The sequence below is a fragment of the Symmachiella macrocystis genome (assembly GCF_007860075.1).
In the GTDB taxonomy this organism is placed as follows: Bacteria; Planctomycetota; Planctomycetia; order Planctomycetales; family Planctomycetaceae; genus Symmachiella; species Symmachiella macrocystis.
In genome coordinates this window covers 543,744-560,328 of sequence record NZ_SJPP01000003.1, presented here as the reverse complement: position 1 = coordinate 560,328, position 16,585 = coordinate 543,744, and the positions used below count along the sequence as shown (strand labels likewise).

At 54.8% G+C, this 16,585-nt stretch carries 14 protein-coding genes and 1 other RNA gene; 5 read left to right on the top strand and 10 right to left on the bottom strand.

Annotated elements, in window-relative coordinates; all coding sequences use genetic code 11:
- Window positions 1-335 precede the first annotated feature (335 nt).
- On the top strand, window positions 336-1,289 hold the full coding sequence (locus tag CA54_RS25670; protein ID WP_146373848.1) for a serine O-acetyltransferase: 954 nt from the start codon (window positions 336-338) through the stop codon (window positions 1,287-1,289).
- Window positions 1,290-1,363: 74 nt separating this feature from the next.
- Here the strand turns inward: CA54_RS25670 and CA54_RS25665 are convergent, their stop codons facing one another.
- From CA54_RS25665 to CA54_RS25620, 10 genes are all read right to left on the bottom strand, one after another.
- On the bottom strand, window positions 1,364-2,254 hold the full coding sequence (locus tag CA54_RS25665) for an FHA domain-containing protein (RefSeq protein WP_146373847.1): 891 nt from the start codon (window positions 2,252-2,254) through the stop codon (window positions 1,364-1,366).
- Window positions 2,255-2,756: 502 nt separating this feature from the next.
- The gene (locus CA54_RS25660; protein ID WP_146373846.1) at window positions 2,757-3,164 is read right to left on the bottom strand and encodes a F0F1 ATP synthase subunit epsilon; all 408 of its coding nucleotides are present in this window, start codon (window positions 3,162-3,164) and stop codon (window positions 2,757-2,759) included.
- Between the two features lie 167 nt (window positions 3,165-3,331).
- Window positions 3,332-4,801 (bottom strand): F0F1 ATP synthase subunit beta, encoded by a 1,470-nt coding sequence (gene atpD, locus CA54_RS25655; RefSeq protein WP_146373845.1) that lies wholly within the window; start codon window positions 4,799-4,801, stop codon window positions 3,332-3,334.
- A gap of 108 nt (window positions 4,802-4,909) precedes the next feature.
- On the bottom strand, window positions 4,910-5,800 hold the full coding sequence (gene atpG, locus CA54_RS25650; protein ID WP_146373844.1) for an ATP synthase F1 subunit gamma: 891 nt from the start codon (window positions 5,798-5,800) through the stop codon (window positions 4,910-4,912).
- Window positions 5,801-5,880: 80 nt separating this feature from the next.
- Complete coding sequence (atpA, locus tag CA54_RS25645) at window positions 5,881-7,422, bottom strand: F0F1 ATP synthase subunit alpha (RefSeq protein ID WP_146373843.1); 1,542 nt, start codon at window positions 7,420-7,422, stop codon at window positions 5,881-5,883.
- Window positions 7,373-8,014 carry an ATP synthase F1 subunit delta gene (gene atpH, locus CA54_RS25640; RefSeq protein WP_146373842.1) on the bottom strand — a complete coding sequence of 214 codons (642 nt, stop codon included), beginning with the start codon at window positions 8,012-8,014 and terminating at the stop codon, window positions 7,373-7,375. Before atpH ends, atpA begins: the two co-directional genes overlap by 50 nt.
- A gap of 143 nt (window positions 8,015-8,157) precedes the next feature.
- On the bottom strand, window positions 8,158-8,844 hold the full coding sequence (atpF, locus tag CA54_RS25635) for a F0F1 ATP synthase subunit B (protein ID WP_146373841.1): 687 nt from the start codon (window positions 8,842-8,844) through the stop codon (window positions 8,158-8,160).
- Window positions 8,845-8,902: 58 nt separating this feature from the next.
- A complete protein-coding gene (gene atpE, locus CA54_RS25630; RefSeq protein ID WP_197532834.1) occupies window positions 8,903-9,199 on the bottom strand; it encodes an ATP synthase F0 subunit C in 297 nt (98 codons plus the stop codon).
- 79 nt (window positions 9,200-9,278) lie between these two features.
- Window positions 9,279-10,208 carry a F0F1 ATP synthase subunit A gene (gene atpB / locus CA54_RS25625; protein ID WP_146373840.1) on the bottom strand — a complete coding sequence of 310 codons (930 nt, stop codon included), beginning with the start codon at window positions 10,206-10,208 and terminating at the stop codon, window positions 9,279-9,281.
- A 462-nt stretch (window positions 10,209-10,670) separates the two neighbouring features.
- On the bottom strand, window positions 10,671-10,919 hold the full coding sequence (locus CA54_RS25620) for an AtpZ/AtpI family protein (RefSeq protein WP_146373839.1): 249 nt from the start codon (window positions 10,917-10,919) through the stop codon (window positions 10,671-10,673).
- Between the two features lie 1,158 nt (window positions 10,920-12,077).
- On the opposite strand from CA54_RS25620, the gene CA54_RS25615 reads away from it, so the two are divergent.
- The 4 genes from CA54_RS25615 to CA54_RS25600 all read left to right on the top strand — a co-directional run bounded on the left by CA54_RS25615 (window position 12,078) and on the right by CA54_RS25600 (window position 16,314).
- Window positions 12,078-13,241 (top strand): DUF4912 domain-containing protein, encoded by a 1,164-nt coding sequence (locus tag CA54_RS25615; protein WP_146373838.1) that lies wholly within the window; start codon window positions 12,078-12,080, stop codon window positions 13,239-13,241.
- 137 nt (window positions 13,242-13,378) lie between these two features.
- Window positions 13,379-13,577, top strand: a non-coding RNA gene (ssrS, locus tag CA54_RS25610) — 6S RNA.
- Between the two features lie 5 nt (window positions 13,578-13,582).
- The gene (locus tag CA54_RS25605) at window positions 13,583-14,905 is read left to right on the top strand and encodes a replication-associated recombination protein A (RefSeq protein WP_146373837.1); all 1,323 of its coding nucleotides are present in this window, start codon (window positions 13,583-13,585) and stop codon (window positions 14,903-14,905) included.
- Window positions 14,906-14,982: 77 nt separating this feature from the next.
- Window positions 14,983-16,314, top strand: a complete 1,332-nt coding sequence (locus CA54_RS25600) for a hypothetical protein (protein ID WP_146373836.1) — start codon at window positions 14,983-14,985, stop codon at window positions 16,312-16,314.
- Window positions 16,315-16,585 lie beyond the last annotated feature (271 nt).

The following is a 16,585-nucleotide window of genomic DNA, read 5'->3' as shown; positions in this document are numbered from 1 at the left end:
AGAACCCTTTCAGAGGTGTCTATCCGGGATGAGTGCCGCGGTTTGCGGCCGCCGAGACGTGTGGGATTTTAGCCTATGGCCGCGATCAGAGCACTGAGCGCCATTTCTACGGCGGGTCGTGTCGATTCTGATATCCACTCAACTTACAACGGTTTTTCAGTCGATGCTGATTACTACTTGATTTCGCATTGTGCCGCTTCCTACAATCCCACTCGCGCAACCAGCGGCACAATCGTCGAAATCGTTACAGTTTGACTAATCGGGACGGATCCCCAACGTTCCGTGGTCACTGAACCCCGACGCGTTCCGTATGACGATGACCCAGGAGATCGACAATGGCGACTGACCTCAGCCGCAAAGAAGAACTTCCGGAACTGACCGACCGGATTATTGCCAGCTACTACGACATCAATCGGATCAATCATCTTGGTCACTGTCCGTTGCCCAGTACCGAAGCAGTGATGGCGATTGCCGAGGATGTCAAAGAGGTCATCTATCCGGGCTACCGCCGCCGACAGAATTTGCATCACGGCAATGTGACGTACCACATCGGCGACTTGATCGACGGTCTGCACGATAGGTTGACCGAACAGATCGCTCGCGCATTGCGGCACAACGCTTCGCTGAATATGCGGCTGGAGTGCGGCGGAACTGATCCGACGATTGATTTCGAAGCCGAAGGACAGCGAACCGCGATCAGTTTTTTGGAGCGGATTCCGCAAATGCGGGAATCGATGGCCTTGGATGTCGAAGCGGCCTACGACGGTGATCCGGCGGCAAAGAGTTTTGACGAGATCATTTTCTGCTATCCTGGCTTGGAAGCGATTACGATTCATCGCATGGCGCACGAATTGTATCGCTTAGGCGTGCCGTTGATTCCTCGGATACTCTCGGAATGGTCGCATAGCCGCACGGGGATCGATTTGCATCCCGGCGCGAAGATTGGGCCGAGTTTTTTCATCGATCACGGAACCGGTGTGGTGATCGGCGAGACTTGCGAAATCGCTTCGCATGTTAAAATTTACCAGGGCGTGACATTAGGCGCGCTGAGTTTCCCCAAAGATTCCGAGGGGAATGTGGTTCGCGACACAAAGCGGCATCCGACCATCGAAGAAGGGGTCGTGATCTACGCCAGCGCGACCGTCTTGGGTGGTGATACGACGATCGGAGCGCATTCAGTCATCGGTGCCGGCGTGTCTCTGTATGAGAGCATCCCGCCGCATACGATCGTAACGATCAATAAACCGGACCTGCGGTTCCGTGATGCCTCGCTGAAAAAGTCATCATAAAAAAACGCTCGCCGGCTGTAATCAGCGGGCGAGCGTCGTTTGACTTCGTGATAACCAATCGGGGCCTAAGGGGATTAGGCAATGGCCCGTGGGGCGTCCGCCGGTTGTTGTGCGGCAATCTGTTCGAGTAACAGGCCGAGTTGGGCGACCAGTTTGTTTTGCGCCTCAGCCAGTTCTTTGGTCGCCGCATCGATATTGTCTTCGCGGTGATTGACCTGGTGAATGCGTTGTTCGAGGTCGGTGGAAAAGTCTTCCAACTCCAAACGGACCCGTTCGAATTCGTCGACTACGCGTTCGTCGGATTCACTGTGCCGACGGGAACGTGGTCCCCGCAATGTATGTCCGCTATGGATGATGTGACGCGGTGCGATTGCGGAATGCACGGGATCCGCAGTTGATTCCCTGTGCGTGTTGCGGTTGATGGCTGATTGCAATAGCGCCGCTTGGCCGGTTTGGATTTGGCGTTCAAATTGATCGACCATGGCCATTTCGGATTCCAAACGGTCTACGAGTTCGGCGGCGGAGAGTTCCCCATCGTCGAGTTCGCATTCACTTTCCAGATCCTGTAGATCTAGGGGAGTCTGCGTATCCGACTCTAAGGTTTGTGCGATGGCTTCGTGATTGAGATGGATGGCAAATTGAAATCCACCAATCGTCAGCACGTCGCCATCTTCAAGAATCGCCGTCTTGATCACATTGCCGTTGACCTTCAACAGTGGCGAGTGGGCGATGGTTTCGGCGATCACGCATCCCCCGTCCACGAGGAGAATTGTATGGATCGCTGGAACGTTGGAGTCGCCCAATACCATGTCGCATCCACTGCCTGCGCCAATGGCGAAGTGTGGAACGGTGACCGGGCGGTGGGGGAAATTCGTCTTTCCACGACTGACTTGAAGTGTCAGAAATGTGTCGCCGGTGACGACCGCATTTTCGGGAAAGGTTAATCGTTTGGTTGATTGATTCATCACCACGATACTGTCAACCTCATGTCGGCAGGGAGGGAGGCGGGGAGGGTGGCATTTGCGCCGCCACGACCGACTTCGATGCGTGGGCGATGCAGCCAATGTTCAGTGGGGGGCAGCGTCCTGATGCATATCTTATTTCGGCCACCGCTTTCGGGGCTCATGAGTGAAACCCGTCGCGTAAATTCGGTTGGCAGAGTTTGCCACGTGAGGCGATCAAGCCGCGCATTCGCGTCTTATGCACCAGAGAAAGTATAGGCCCTCGCGAACAGCGTTATCAGCGAGGACTGCGGGGAGAGCGTTGAGTTTGTGGATCAGCCAAACCTTAGCGGCGTTGACAGCGGCATCATCGCACAAGCGCTTTGTCACCACTAATCATTCCGGTGCTCTGGCTTTTGCCAGATTTTATCTTACTCAAAACGCAACGATGCGGCTCAGCAGGAGCTTCGCCCTCCCGTGACGCTGAATGGCAGTTGCCACGACTATTAGCACAAGCACACGACTTTTAGAAACGCTTGCCGACGGCAAGCATTTGGCGGGTTCGCAATAAGTCGCGGTCTTTGGAGGCGAATTCTTCATCCGTCGTCGGGCGACTGGCGTTTAGCTCTTCGAGTTTGCTCTGCGCCGCATCCGCATCAACTTTTTCGGCCGGGATGGATTGATTGGTGAGGATAGAAACAACCGGGCCGTTGACTTGCACAAAGCCGCCATCAATGAAGTAGCTGTGGCTGTTGCCGCTGGGGTCGGTGTATTGCAACTCACCATAACCCAGCCGTCCCAACAACGGCGCCCGTCCCGGCAGAATGCCGATTTGTCCGTCATATAGCGCAAACCGTAGCGAAACAACGTCCTGTTCCAGAACGGTCTTCTCCGGTGTAACGACAACAAGACGTAACGGGCCATCAGCGGCCATGGGCCTGCTCCATTAGATTTTCAAGTGATAGCAAAGCGAAAGCTATACTACCCGTCAGTATCAGTTCAAACAGTTTTCGTCTGGTATTTCAACTTATCCAGTGACCAACGGGAACGCCCCAACCCCCTCGTGCGGAAGCACGAACCCGCCGGCGGCCGTCGCCGCCGTTAGGATTCTTCGGCCATGCGTTTGGCTTGTTCTTCTGCTTCTTTGACGCCGCCGACATACATGAAGGCTTGTTCGGGGAGGTGATCCCATTTGCCGTCGCAGATTTCTTCGAAGCTTTCGATCGTTTCTTGCAGCGGAGTAATTTTACCCGCTTTGCCGGTGAAGACCTCAGCCACGAGGAACGGCTGCGACAGGAAGCGTTCGATCCGTCGGGCACGGGCCACGACAAGTTTGTCTTCTTCGCTCAATTCGTCAACACCCAAAATGGCGATGATGTCCTGCAGTTCGCGATAGCGTTGGAGGATGGTTTGGACGCGGCGTGCGACGGTGTAATGACGATCGCCGACATATTGCGGATCCAAAATCCGGCTGGAGGAGGCCAGCGGGTCGACCGCCGGGTAAATCCCTTTTTCCGAGATCCGTCGTTCCAGGTAGATAAAGGCGTCCAAGTGAGAGAACGCGGTTGCCGGGGCAGGGTCAGTCGGGTCATCCGCCGGGACATAGACCGCTTGCACACTGGTAATAGCGCCCCGTTTGGTGGAGGTAATCCGTTCTTGCAGTTCACCCAATTCGGTACCCAGCGTTGGTTGGTAACCCACAGCTGAGGGCATCCGACCCAGCAAGGCTGAGACTTCCGAACCGGCTTGGGAGAAGCGGAAGATGTTGTCGACAAACAACAGGGTGTCGGTTCCGGTTGTGTCACGGAACCATTCGGCCATAGTCAAAGCCGACAGGGCGACTCGCAAACGGGCACCGGGGGGCTCGTTCATTTGGCCGAAGACCATACAGGTTTGTTCGATAACGGACCGTTCGGTTTGCCCGATTTTGGTTTCCTGCATTTCCAACCACAGGTCGTTCCCTTCGCGGGTCCGCTCACCCACTCCGGCGAACACCGAGTATCCACCATGCTCGCTGGCGATCCGAGCAATCAATTCGGTGAGGATCACCGTTTTGCCCAATCCGGCTCCACCGAACAGACCCGCTTTACCACCCCGCACAAACGGAGTCAGCAGGTCGATCACCTTAATACCGGTTTCGAAAAGTTCGGTTTTGGCACTCAGGTCTTCCAGCTTGGGAGCGTGGCGGTGGATGGGCCAGCGGTCTTCGTGTTCGACTTCGCCGCGGCCGTCAATCGGTTCGCCTAGCAGATTAAAGACGCGTCCCAAGGTGGCTTTACCGACAGGAACAGTTACGGCTGAACCGGTGTCGATCGCTTCCATGCCGCGGACCATGCCGTCGGTGGAACCCAATGCAACGCAGCGAACCCGTCCGCCGCCGAGATGCTGTTGGACTTCTCCGGTGACTTTGATACGGATACCTTTGATTTCGGTGTCGACGTTCAAAGCATTGTAAATTTCGGGGAGTTGGTCTTCGGGGAATTCCGCATCAAAGGTGGACCCAATGATTTGCGTGACGTGCCCGACGCCAGCGGCGGTTTTTTCATCGGTCTGGGCTTCGGTGGTTGACATGTCGAAAATCTCCTTGGAGCGGCCGGACACCCGAGTCGGCTCCCGTAGTTTGCCAATGTAAAACAGTTTGATTCGTGTGCAGGCCGCAATGCAGCCCGCTTGGTTTTCTTATTCCAACGCCGCCGCACCGCCGATGATTTCGCTGAGTTCGGAGGTGATTTGTGATTGACGGGCGCGGTTGTAATTCTGTGACAGGTCGCTGATCATTTCGCCCGCGTTTTCCGTGGCACCCTTCATGGCGACCATACGTGCAATTTGCTCGCTGACGGCACTGTCGAGGAAGCATTTGAGCAGCTTGGCCTTAAATGCCGCCGGGAGGACCTCTTCGAGAATCTCTTGCGGAGAGGGCATGAATTCGTATTGCACGGAAGATTTACGTTCCGAGGCATCGGACTGTTCAGCCAATTCGTCGGTGACTTTCCCAAGCGGAAGTAGGGTCTCGACGATTGCCGTTTGCCGTGATGCGGTTTCGAAGCGAACATAGGCGACGTCCAACGCATCCAGCTTTCCGGCGCAATAATCGTCGATGTAGCGTTGGGCTAGTTCGTCAACTTCTTCGAATGTCGGTTTGTCTTCGAAATGCGTATACGAGCGATCGACGTCATATTTCTTGAATTTCATGAAATTCAAGCCACGTTTCCCGGAGACTTCCAGTTGCAGTTGCTCGTCGGTTTCCCGACTGGCAACAATCTCACGTTGAACATTTCGCAACACGCTCGCGTTGTAACCGCCGCACAAACCACGATTGGAAGTGAGGACGAGCAGGATACGATTTTCTCGGGTTTCGTGAGCTTTGAGCAGAGGGTGATCCAACTCGCCTCCCGCCTCAGCCAAGTCGGCAACAAGTTCTGAGATCTTGCGCGTATAGGCGGCGGCCTCGGTGGCGCGGTCCATTGCCCGTTTGAAGCGGGCGGTCGCGATCAATTCCATCGTCCGCGTAATTTTGCGGATGTTCTTGACCGCTTTGAGCCGTTTCAGAATTGCTCGAGCTTTAGCCATGTTGCGATTTTACCGAGAACGAATCAAAAACTAACTGGGGAAAACAACGCTCATCTCTTAAACGTCTAGTGCGGACGCGATTAGGCCGTGACCGCCTCCGGGGCGGAGGACTTGCCCGCGGCATATTGGACTTTGAATTCCTCAAGCGCACTTTTAAGGGCTTCTTCGGTCTCGCTGTCCAAGGCACCGGTCTCGGCAATTTTGTCGCGAATTTCCGATTTTTGCTCGGCCATGAACTGGTGCATCTCAACTTCCGCCGCGAGGACGTCATTCACCGGGACTTGGTCAAAGTAGCCCTTGGTTCCCGCATAGATACTCATCACCTGGTCGGGGACGGCAAGCGGACGGAACTGCGGCTGTTTGAGCAATTCGACCATGCGGTATCCGCGATCGAGTTGCGCTTGTGTCGCTTTGTCCAATTCCGTCCCCAACTGAGCGAAGGCTTCCAATTCGCGGAAGGCGGCCAAGTCGAGACGTAAACCGCCGGAGACTTTTTTCATGGCTTTGGTTTGCGCGTTGCCACCCACACGGGAGACGCTGATACCCACGTTAATAGCGGGACGCACACCGGCGAAGAACAAGTCCGGTTCCAGATAAATCTGGCCGTCGGTAATTGAAATCACGTTTGTGGGAATGTAGGCAGAGACTTCACCTTCCAGCGTTTCAATGATCGGCAAAGCCGTCATCGAACCGCCGCCCAATTCGTCGCTGAGTTTCACGGCTCGTTCGAGCAAACGGCTGTGACAGTAGAAGACGTCGCCCGGATAGGCTTCGCGTCCCGGTGGACGCCGCATGAGCAGCGACAACTGGCGATAGGCCTGGGCCTGTTTCGACAAGTCATCGTAGACCACCAACGTGTGCTTGCCTTGCATCATGAAGTGCTCGGCAATGGCAGCTCCGGCATAGGGAGCGATGTATTGCAGCGGGGCGGGATCACTAGCGGTGGCGCTAATGACGATCGAGTAGTCCATGGCGCCGGCGGCTTCGAGGGCCTCGACAACACCGGTGATGGAGGCTGCGCGTTGTCCGCAAGCGACGTAGACGCAAATCACGTCGCCGCCTTTTTGGTTAATGATCGTATCGAGCGCGACGGCGGTTTTACCCGTTTTTCGGTCGCCAATGATCAATTGGCGTTGGCCGCGGCCGATCGGGGTCATGGCGTCGATGGCTTTGATCCCGGTTTGCAGCGGTTGCTTAACCGGTTGACGACCGGCAACACCGGCTGCCAAATGTTCCACGGGGCGAGATTCGGTCGCCACGATGGGACCTTTGCCATCGAGGGGGTTACCCAACGGGTCGATCACACGGCCGATGACCGCATCGCCGACCGGGACTGACAGCAATGCACCGGTGCTGCGGACTTCGTCCCCTTCGGAAATTTTGAGGTAATCTCCCAAGATGATGACGCCGACAGAATTTTCTTCAAGGTTGAAGACCTGTCCACGCACTCCTCCAGGGAATTCGACCATTTCACCGGCCATGGCGTTCGACAAGCCATAGACCCGCGCAATACCGTCGCCGACTTCCAACACGCGGCCGACCTCACTGGTCTCGATTTGGCCGCGGAAGTCTTCAATTTCCTTCTGGAGTACTGAAGCGATCTCGTCCGCTTTGAATTTCATGGAGACTCCTCTGCTGCAAGCGGCCCCGCAGTGATTTTAATTGTGTTTTAATGGAACCGTCGTGGATGATATTACCGATTTGAATCACCAGCCCGCCCAGGACCGTGGGATCGACTTGCGGTTCGATAATGGGATCGAAAGATAATTTGGTCTTTAAGGACTGCGTGATATTTTGCAATTGCGCATCCGAGAGTGGCTTGGCGGAGGTGATTTGCACACGCCCTTGGCCGTTGGTTGTTTCGAATTGCAATTGCGCCTCCTGGGCGATGAGCGGCAACAAATCGAGCCGGTCATGCGTAGCCAGGACGCGGAGAAAATTCAATAGGATGTCGCTACCGTGACCCGGCAGTACGCGTTCCAAAATCGAGACTTTGTCGTCTTTGCTGACCATCTGCGATAACAGGATTGTCGCGAAATTGGGATGGGCATCGACGACGTCCTCGATGAACGACACCAATTCCTCCAAATGTCCGGCGGCATCGCCATCGCCGATGGCACCCAAAAAGGCGCCGGAATAGACTTTGGCGATGGCACGGGCACTGGGGTCTTCCAGTACACTGGCCACTCGAATTTTGGAGGTCGCGTCGTTCATGTCGTTACTGATATTTCAAAACCATGACGATGTCGGGCACGGACAGTGCCGTAACCGGCCACCGGTGTGGTAACCGAATTCAAAAGTAAATCCATCTGGCGAATACCACTAGCAGCCGATCCACTAGTGAATGTCGCCGACGCTCAATTCTTACTGGGTGCGAACTGCGCTAAGGCGTCATCGATCAGCTTGTTGTCATCCGACTCGCTGATCGTGCGTCCCAGCACATGCTCGGTCGCCTCAGCCACGCTCTTCGCCATGTGCGAAAAGAGTTGATCCAAGGCTTGGTCCCGCGCCTGATTAATGTCGTTCACCGCGCGGTTTTTCATGGCTTCGGTTTCGCTTTGTGCGGCCGCAATCATTTCCTCGCGAGTGTGCTCGGCATCGCGACGGGCTTCCGCCAAGATTTCACGGACTTGGTCTTGTGCCTTATCCATCTGATATTCATGCTTTGCCAACAAGGCTTTGGCCTTTTCGTGCGCGTCGTTGGCATCGTCGATCTGCTGTTGGATGCCCCCTTCGCGTTTTTCGAGACCAGCGACGATGGGGCCCCAGGCAAACTTTTTCAATATGAACAGCAACAACACGAAGACTACAAACGTGAAAATCGCCAAGTCCGACTTGAATTCAGCCGGACTCATATCGACACCTTTGGTGCCGATTGAGTGGTGATCATCGTGTCCATGGTCGCCGGCGTGACCCTCTTTGTGTTCAGGATCATGCGCAGCGGCATGATCTTCTGCCTTGGCGTCATCCTCAGCGAAAACGAAACCAGGCGAAAGAGCCAGTCCCAGGACCAACAGTGCGGCAATTGAAAATTTTGCGTACACGGGATTCCTCAATACGCAGCAAGTGACAGACGGTTAACGCACATCCCTTGGAGAACGACTAGGTTCCCCAGGGGTTTTGACCGGAGCAAACGAAAATGGCGTAGAAGGTGAAACCTTCGATCAACGCTGCGGCAATAATCATCGCCGTTTGAATGCTACCTGCGACTTCGGGTTGGCGAGCCATGCTTTCCAGCGCGGCGGATGCCAATTTGCTGATGCCCAATGCGGCACCAATTACGACGAGGCCGGTCCCCAAAGCACCTGAGAACTCAATCAAAACGCTGCCAGAGCCGTCTTGGGCCATAACGGGAGTGGCTGCCAAGAAGGCGGCCATACCAACCAACACAGTTTTCATTCTACTCACGGATTCCGTCTCCCAATTTAGGTAGTGCATTTATGGTTGCCGACAAATGGATACATCCATCCCCCCACGACTAGTGGTGGTGAACGGAGGCACCGATAAATAATGCCGACAGAAAGGTAAAGATATAGGCTTGTAGAAACGACACGAACAACTCGAGGAGGCTAAAGATCGTCGAGCCTAAAATGCCGATGGTGGCCACGAGGCTCCAGTTGGCAAGCGGGGCTGCTGCTGCCGCTGCGATCAACCCCATGATTCCTAATAACACCAAGTGGCCTGCGACCATATTCGCTAAGAGTCGAATACCGAGCACAGCATGCTTGATGAACATTCCCAATACTTCAATCGCAAAAATCAACAGCTTCAACGGCGCGACATACCAAGGCAGGTCCATGGTGGGCACCTGATTCAACCAGTAGCCGACGGGACCAAACTTTTGCATTCCTGCAATCAGCCCCGCTCCGAAGATCACAAACGCCAAGGTCAACGTGACGCCGAAGGCTCCGGTTGGAGATCCGGCCCAGGGAAGCAGGCCGAAGAGATTGCAAAACAGCACGAAAAAGAAAATCGTCCACAGCAGCGGCACGAATTTGTCCGCATCGTGTAGTCCGATCGCAGGGCGTGCGATATGGTCCCGCACATAGAGCAGGACGGATTCGAACATATTCCAAAAGATTCCGCGAGGACGTTCCCCGGTGGAAATCAATTTCGCCAGCTTTGTGAAGATCAGCACCAAGATGATCGCCACGACCACTTCAATGATCATGAACTTCGAGATGCAAAACCCGGTAGCCGGGTCGTGATGGTTGGCCGGGGTCCCAAACGGTTGCGGAATCAAAATCTTGCCATGCAAGGCATCGTTGAATTCCTCAACAGTCGTGTCCGGATGCGCTTCACGCAGGTATTTCGGGACCTGGCTAAGATCTTCGTAATCGTGCCGCCAAAACATGCGCGGCACTTCGAAGTAGTAACTGTCTTTTATGTGCAGGACCGGATCAGCCATGAATTCAAGAAACCCCGGACATGTCGCTCGTGGAATTGACTAACCGTACCGACAACACTGTCTCAAGCATGAGCGTTAGCAGATAGAATACTACTGTGGCTCCAAATATGCCGCCGCGGGCCAATGTAGGACTTGTGGATGTCAAAACGATCGCTGCAATCAACGGGATCCCGGTTCGTAAAGCCATCGATGCAAAAACACCGGCCAAACGCAACTGAGTTTCCGTCGTGATCTTAGCAACGACCAATGCCGCTACTGATGCCACCCAACAAATGCCCGCTGCAATGCATGCGGCGAGAACCCCATCGCTCCCGTTGCGGGCTCGCAACGCTAGGGCGACAACCGGTAACACCAACGCAACAACGACCGTCAATACGACACAGCTTCCCGCGAGCGTTCGCGGAAAAAGTCGATCTAGCCTTTGGAGCGTTTGAAGTTTCAAAACAGGCCGTTCCCGAATATTCAATCTTGAGAATCTTTATCTTTTTTGGATCGCTCTGCCTGCTTTGTCATCGCCAGCAGATGTGTGATCCCCACCGTGACCCCAATCACTAACCCCAGCAAGGTAAGGTAATTCGTCCCCCACCTCTCATCCAGCCATTGCCCACCAATTCCTGGCAGAACCATTTCCAGGCATACCGTTGTCACTCGCGAAACCCATTCGTAACCGATGGCTGCGGGTGAGCGTTTGTTTTGGTCGTCGGGCGGCACAAACTCGCCTTATTTGCGAAGCTTGTTGGAAACAGGATCGCTTACGAACGTTCCGTAAAAACGGGAGTCCGCGCTGCGGTGTTTCCAGAAAGCGTAGACATCGAAAAACCATGTCCACACGGCATCAATTTTGAACAATTGGGGCCGCTCCCCGGCGTTCAAGAGGGGCCAGTCTAGCCAGCCACTCAACCCATGTCAAAGTCCCTGCTTACGTTGTTTTCATTTTTCTCAAACTTGGGCGCGCCGCGAGAATCCCATTCTCATTTCTGGGACTGTCCAACGCGTTCATCGATTCGGAATCGGTGGCGAATCAAATTCTACAGCGCTCGAAATCGGCGCTGGGTAGCGACGGTCGATGCCTTTCAATCATTGTTGGGTTTGCGACACGGCGGCACTGTCACGGTGGCGCATTGAATCTTCCAAGAAGTAATGAAACCCAAGGAATGACTGAACCTGTTTGCCTCGGTTTCCGTCTTCGTAGTGGCGTCTCAAGCAGGAAGGGCCAGGGCATTGAGGCGGCCGTGATGGGGGCCGCGAAATACCTGGACAAAACTGTCGAGTGGCGCGATTCGTTGAGTTGACAGGGTCGCCTGTCTTGTGGGGGCATTCATTGCTCAACAACGGTTAGCGCTCCAAGAGCAAGCAAAGGGAGTGTGTCGTATCTTATATACAGTAAATGGTTTACAGCAGGCTAGGTACAAACCCCAGGGCCGGATGGCCTGGATGGGCATTGAATGTTGGGAGTAGCGTTGGTAGAAGGGAAGTGCGGGCTGGCTGTATCGATATTGGCGGTGAACATGTTGCAGTTCCGAGGTGTTCCTCGTGGCTGCCAACGTTTCCAGTTCGTCGCCGGTCTTTGCGTATGGCATTTCAACAGTTTTCTTTTCTCAGATCGAAGCGTGCGCCGCAGTTTTTCTGGCGCCGAGAATAATCGCGATTGTTCGCAATCAATTTGTGTGAGAACGGCGAGACGATTCGCCGTGACCAACGGGGATTGTGTCGTTACACAGTGTGATCACAGCAGTGTTGTTACAACAGTGTTGTACACCGTGCGCTCGGATGCGGGGGTCTTGGCCCCATAAGATTTAGTCATGGATGGCTGCGGCCGTTCCTCGGAGTAAAAAGCCGCTCCTTAAGGAATTGAGTCGGAGTTGAATTATGACCGTCGATGAGTTGAAGTCACAGACCCGTAAAGATCTGGCCGGAATGGCCAAAACCCGTGGCGTGGCCGGCTGGCACGCAATGCGGAAGGATGAGTTGGTCAAGGCGCTAAGCCGTTTGGCTCGCAAGGACCGTCGCAAAAACGGCAGCACAAGCCGCTCATCATCGCTCAATGGCAAGCGGGGGCGGACCGCAACGGCCAATGGAAATTCGACAAACGGGAATTCGCCGCATGGGCGAATGAACGGCACCAAGACGAGCAACCCCAAAAACAGGAATGGCTCCAACGGCAACGGGCGACACAATCATCAGGGTCCGCTGACGGCCGGGATCTCAAAAAACCTTGCCAGCGAGAACGGACAAGACGTTGCCCTGCAGGACCGGTTATTTGTGGTCGCTCATGATGCCTTTTGGTTGCATGCTTTGTGGGAATTGTGTCCTGCAACGATCCAACGAGCTGAAGCGGGCTTGGCGCATGAATGGCATACGGCGCAACCGGTAATTCGCGTGCTGGACGTTTCGGCCGATGAGAACCGTCGCAGTGTGGAAAAAAACGTCAAAGATGTCGCGATTCATGGTGGGATCAATCACTGGTATATCGAAGTGGCCAATCCGCCGGGGGTATATCAATTGCAGATCGGTTATCTCGCCGCCAGCGGGCGATTTTTCGGTTTGGCGCGTTCCAATGTCGTGACCACACCCGCACTCGGCGATTGTGGGATTGTGGACGAAAACTGGAGCAAGACAGCCCAGCAATACGAAAACGGACATTCGCAAAACGGCAAGCGCAATGGCGACACAAGAATTCGGGAGATGTTTGATCAGCAGATGCGCCGGCCGATGAGCTCGCATCCACTAACCGACTTTTTACCAAACGGCGCGCGGGGCGGAGACGACGATAGCATCGATTTAGATATGGGGGTTGAGTTGGTCGTATTTGGCAGCGCGACTCCCGGTGCGCGGCTCACCATTTCTGAGGAAAATGTCGACTTGCGCGAAGATGGTTCGTTCACGATTCGGTTGAGTATGCCGGAAGGGCGGCAGGTTGTGCCGGCGACCATCACGTCGTCCAACGGAGTCAAGCAACAAACCGTGGTCCTGGCAGTCGAGCGGAACACAAAACACCTCGAAGCGCGGCATTTTGACGGTACCGAAATGTGAGCAACAACTGGGGGGGACAGCGGTAGAGAAAATCGCCGGCGGTGGATCTGGGAAAAACGTCACGAGCAGGCGCTTTCTTCTTGAGAACCCGCGCGGCCGATGCTAGGATCGACACTGTTGGATCCTTAGGATTCGATGCACCTCTGCCATGTACGATACGGGCCCTTATTTGTTGACCCTATGACATATCCGCAGGGGACCATTTCTGGTCGGCAGCGTGTATATCCGCTCCCCCTGACCTAGTCAGGAACGCGGCTCACACAACCCGGTCGTCGGTCCCCCCATTGTATTGCGGGTTCACACAAATCAGCTCGACCGGCATCCGGTGGAGGTTTATTTTTTTGAAGGGACTCTTCGACGACCAGGAACGTGAGTTCCGAGAGTCGGCAAAACCGCTCGCTGCACGGATGCGTCCTCGCTCGCTCGACGAATTCATCGGCCAAGCGCATTTTCTCGGCCCGGGCAAACTGCTGCGGCGGATGCTGCAGGCCGACCGCATTAGCTCCGTCATCTTCTACGGACCACCGGGCACCGGCAAAACGTCGCTGGCCCAACTCATCGCCGCCAACACGCGATCGCAGTTCGCGCAGTTAAACGCAGCCGCCTCCGGTGTCAAAGAGTTACGCGCCGCCCTGGATGCCGCCCGCAGGCGGTTGGAAGGTTCCGGCGAGCGGACTGTGTTGTTCATCGATGAATTGCACCGCTTCAACAAATCGCAACAAGATGTGTTGTTGCCCGATGTCGAGGAAGGAGTCGTCAGCCTCGTGGGGGCGACGACGCAGAATCCGTTTTTCTCTCTGGTCTCCCCGCTGGTCAGCCGCAGCCAGATTTTTGAATTCAAATCGGTCCCGGCCGCTGAGATTCGCAGTGTGCTACAGCGGGCGCTAAAGGATTCTGAACGAGGATTGGGCGAGCACCGCATCCAAGCCGATGACGAAGCACTCGATTTTTTAGCCGACATCTGCGATGGCGATGTGCGACGGGCGCTGACCGCCTTGGAAATCGCCGCCTTGTCGATCGCAGGCAGTGGGCAGACGTTGGACTTGGCTGTCGCACAGGAATCGATTCAGAAGAAGGCGATTCAATATGACGCCGACGGCGATGAACATTACGACGCAGCCAGCGCGCTGATTAAAAGCATGCGGGGCAGCGATCCCGATGCGGCGATCTATTGGCTGGCACGGATGCTCGAAGCGGGTGAAGATCCGCGCTTTTTAGCACGACGCATCGTCATCGCCGCCGCCGAAGATGTCGGCAATGCCGATCCACAAGCGCTGGTACTGGCCAACGCCGCCGCACAGGCAACCGAATTCATCGGCCTGCCCGAATGCCGCATCCCCCTGGCGCAAGCTGTGACCTACATCGCCACCGCCCCCAAATCCAACGCCTCCTACGCCGCCGTCAACGCCGCGATGGAGGACATCCGCACAAAACGCATCATCCCGGTCCCCAAGCACCTCAAGGATGCACACTACGGCGGCGCGAAACAATTGGGGCACGGCGAAGGTTATCAATACGCCCACAACTCCGAAGCGGGCTGGGTGGATCAGGATTACTTGGGGGTGGACCGGACGTATTATGAGCCGGTGGACCGTGGGTTCGAAGCGGAGATCCGTCGTCGGTTGGCGAAGATTGCGGAGCGGCGCGGGGGTGCGGAGGGGTAGGTCTGGCTGGTGGCGGACGACTGCGGCTGTACCAGTTTCACAAAACGCAGTGAAATGTCAGAGAAAGGAGCGCACCAATGGAAGACAACCGGCCCTGCGAGATATCACATCGACAGATCCTACAAGGAAATTGCCCTCTGTGCGGTGTCTTTGTCAGAAGTCCAAGTCTGATGAATGGGAAGGATGATGAAATCAACGGCGATTGCGTGTGGGACGCCGCGGCAATGAGAGCCGCGCTCAAGAACGACGATGAGACTGTTCATTGGATCACAATTCGAAATTTACAGCAGAAGACAGTTCCTCTCCAGATAAGCATCCCTCTCCTGTCTCAGGCAATCGGTAAGGGATCGGAACGAACGCGCGATTCCGCTGAAGACGCTCTTTGGAAAATAGGAACCAGAATCTCCAAAAAAGATGTCCGGAAACTCGAAGATCAACTTTCCTGCCCGGATAACGAACTTGCTATCAGGATCGTTCTTCTGGTCAGTTACTTAAACATGCGCGGCAATAAAAAGTTGATTCGGCTCGCTCGATTGCGGAGCGTGTTTTGGATTATTGAAAACGCACCCGAGTGCAATACGGCTGGGTCGCCATATGCTTTTTTAATCGATGTCGAAGATTCCGCCGACTACGAAAAGGCTAAGCAGCTCTGGCTAGGGCATGTCGAAGCTCACGGAAATAACTTAAAGATTCTAGGTAATGCATCCCAGTTTTTTACTCTTCGAGACAAAACTCTAAGTGAAAAATTGCTGAAAAGGGGGCGAGTTCTTGACCCGTCAAATCCAGAATGGACGGAACGGCTCGGACAGCTCTACTCGCTAGGGAATTGCCCGAAGCTCAGCGGGCATACTCAGGGAGATAGTGCGCACAAAGCATTGGAGCATTTCCAGGCTGCAGATGAAATCCGGCGCGGTGTGCCGTTTCATGGCGTTGCTAAAGTCGAAGTCGATGCTAAACATCGCAAAGAAAAAATTCTGATCGAATCTGCAATGACACTGTTTTCGCTTTGTGATTTGACGAATGCAGCAATCAAAGCAGGTGAATTTCAGGTGGCTCGTGAATATGCCACAAAACTTTTACGGACGGCACATCTCAGTGAACTTCCTGAGGGAGTTCGCCAGGGGCAGCCTGTTTTTGATGGAAACTTGGCGTTGGGTTGGTGTGCCTTAAAAGAGGGGGATGTCGATTTGGCTAAAAATTATCTGATTGCCGCTGCCCACACTAAAGGTTCCCCGACGCTCAACTCATTCGGTCCGGACATGTCCCTAGCCAAGGCACTCATGGAGCGGGGTGAACGCGCAGCCGTCCTGGAGTTCCTTGAGTTATGCACCGAGTTTTGGAAAATGTCCGGAACGCGTCATCAGCAGTGGATCGAAGATGTTAAGCATGGAAATATTCCTGATTTTTGAAAATCTGCTTACGATTAAACGCGGGGACCCTGTGAAAGCTAGCCGCCTGATACAAGCGACGTTTTATCATCAACCCCAGCGGCCGTCACGCGGCTGCCGGACCGATTCACTACGCGTGCCCACCCGGTCCGCTAGATTACGACGGTAGTAATATCCAATGGAGGCAGTTCAATGATTCAAATGCCGTTTGCTTTGGCGCCTCCATACATGGTCGTTTCGTCTTTGGCTGTTGCCGTATTGTTTGTGTTCTGCGCTATCGTTCCGGTCCTTC

Excerpts from the sequence above, each read along its gene's own strand:
- CA54_RS25660 (WP_146373846.1), bottom strand. The coding sequence starts at position 3,164 with ATGGCCGCTGATGGCCCGTTACGTCTTGTTGTCGTTACACCGGAGAAG.
- atpH (WP_146373842.1), bottom strand. The coding sequence starts at position 8,014 with ATGAACGACGCGACCTCCAAAATTCGAGTGGCCAGTGTACTGGAAGAC.
- CA54_RS25600 (WP_146373836.1), top strand. The coding sequence starts at position 14,983 with ATGGAAGACAACCGGCCCTGCGAGATATCACATCGACAGATCCTACAA.
- CA54_RS25670 (WP_146373848.1), top strand. The coding sequence starts at position 336 with ATGGCGACTGACCTCAGCCGCAAAGAAGAACTTCCGGAACTGACCGAC.
- CA54_RS25665 (WP_146373847.1), bottom strand. The coding sequence starts at position 2,254 with ATGAATCAATCAACCAAACGATTAACCTTTCCCGAAAATGCGGTCGTC.
- atpE (WP_197532834.1), bottom strand. The coding sequence starts at position 9,199 with ATGAAAACTGTGTTGGTTGGTATGGCCGCCTTCTTGGCAGCCACTCCC.
- atpG (WP_146373844.1), bottom strand. The coding sequence starts at position 5,800 with ATGGCTAAAGCTCGAGCAATTCTGAAACGGCTCAAAGCGGTCAAGAAC.
- atpD (WP_146373845.1), bottom strand. The coding sequence starts at position 4,801 with ATGTCAACCACCGAAGCCCAGACCGATGAAAAAACCGCCGCTGGCGTC.
- atpB (WP_146373840.1), bottom strand. The coding sequence starts at position 10,208 with ATGGCTGATCCGGTCCTGCACATAAAAGACAGTTACTACTTCGAAGTG.
- atpA (WP_146373843.1), bottom strand. The coding sequence starts at position 7,422 with ATGAAATTCAAAGCGGACGAGATCGCTTCAGTACTCCAGAAGGAAATT.
- CA54_RS25615 (WP_146373838.1), top strand. The coding sequence starts at position 12,078 with ATGACCGTCGATGAGTTGAAGTCACAGACCCGTAAAGATCTGGCCGGA.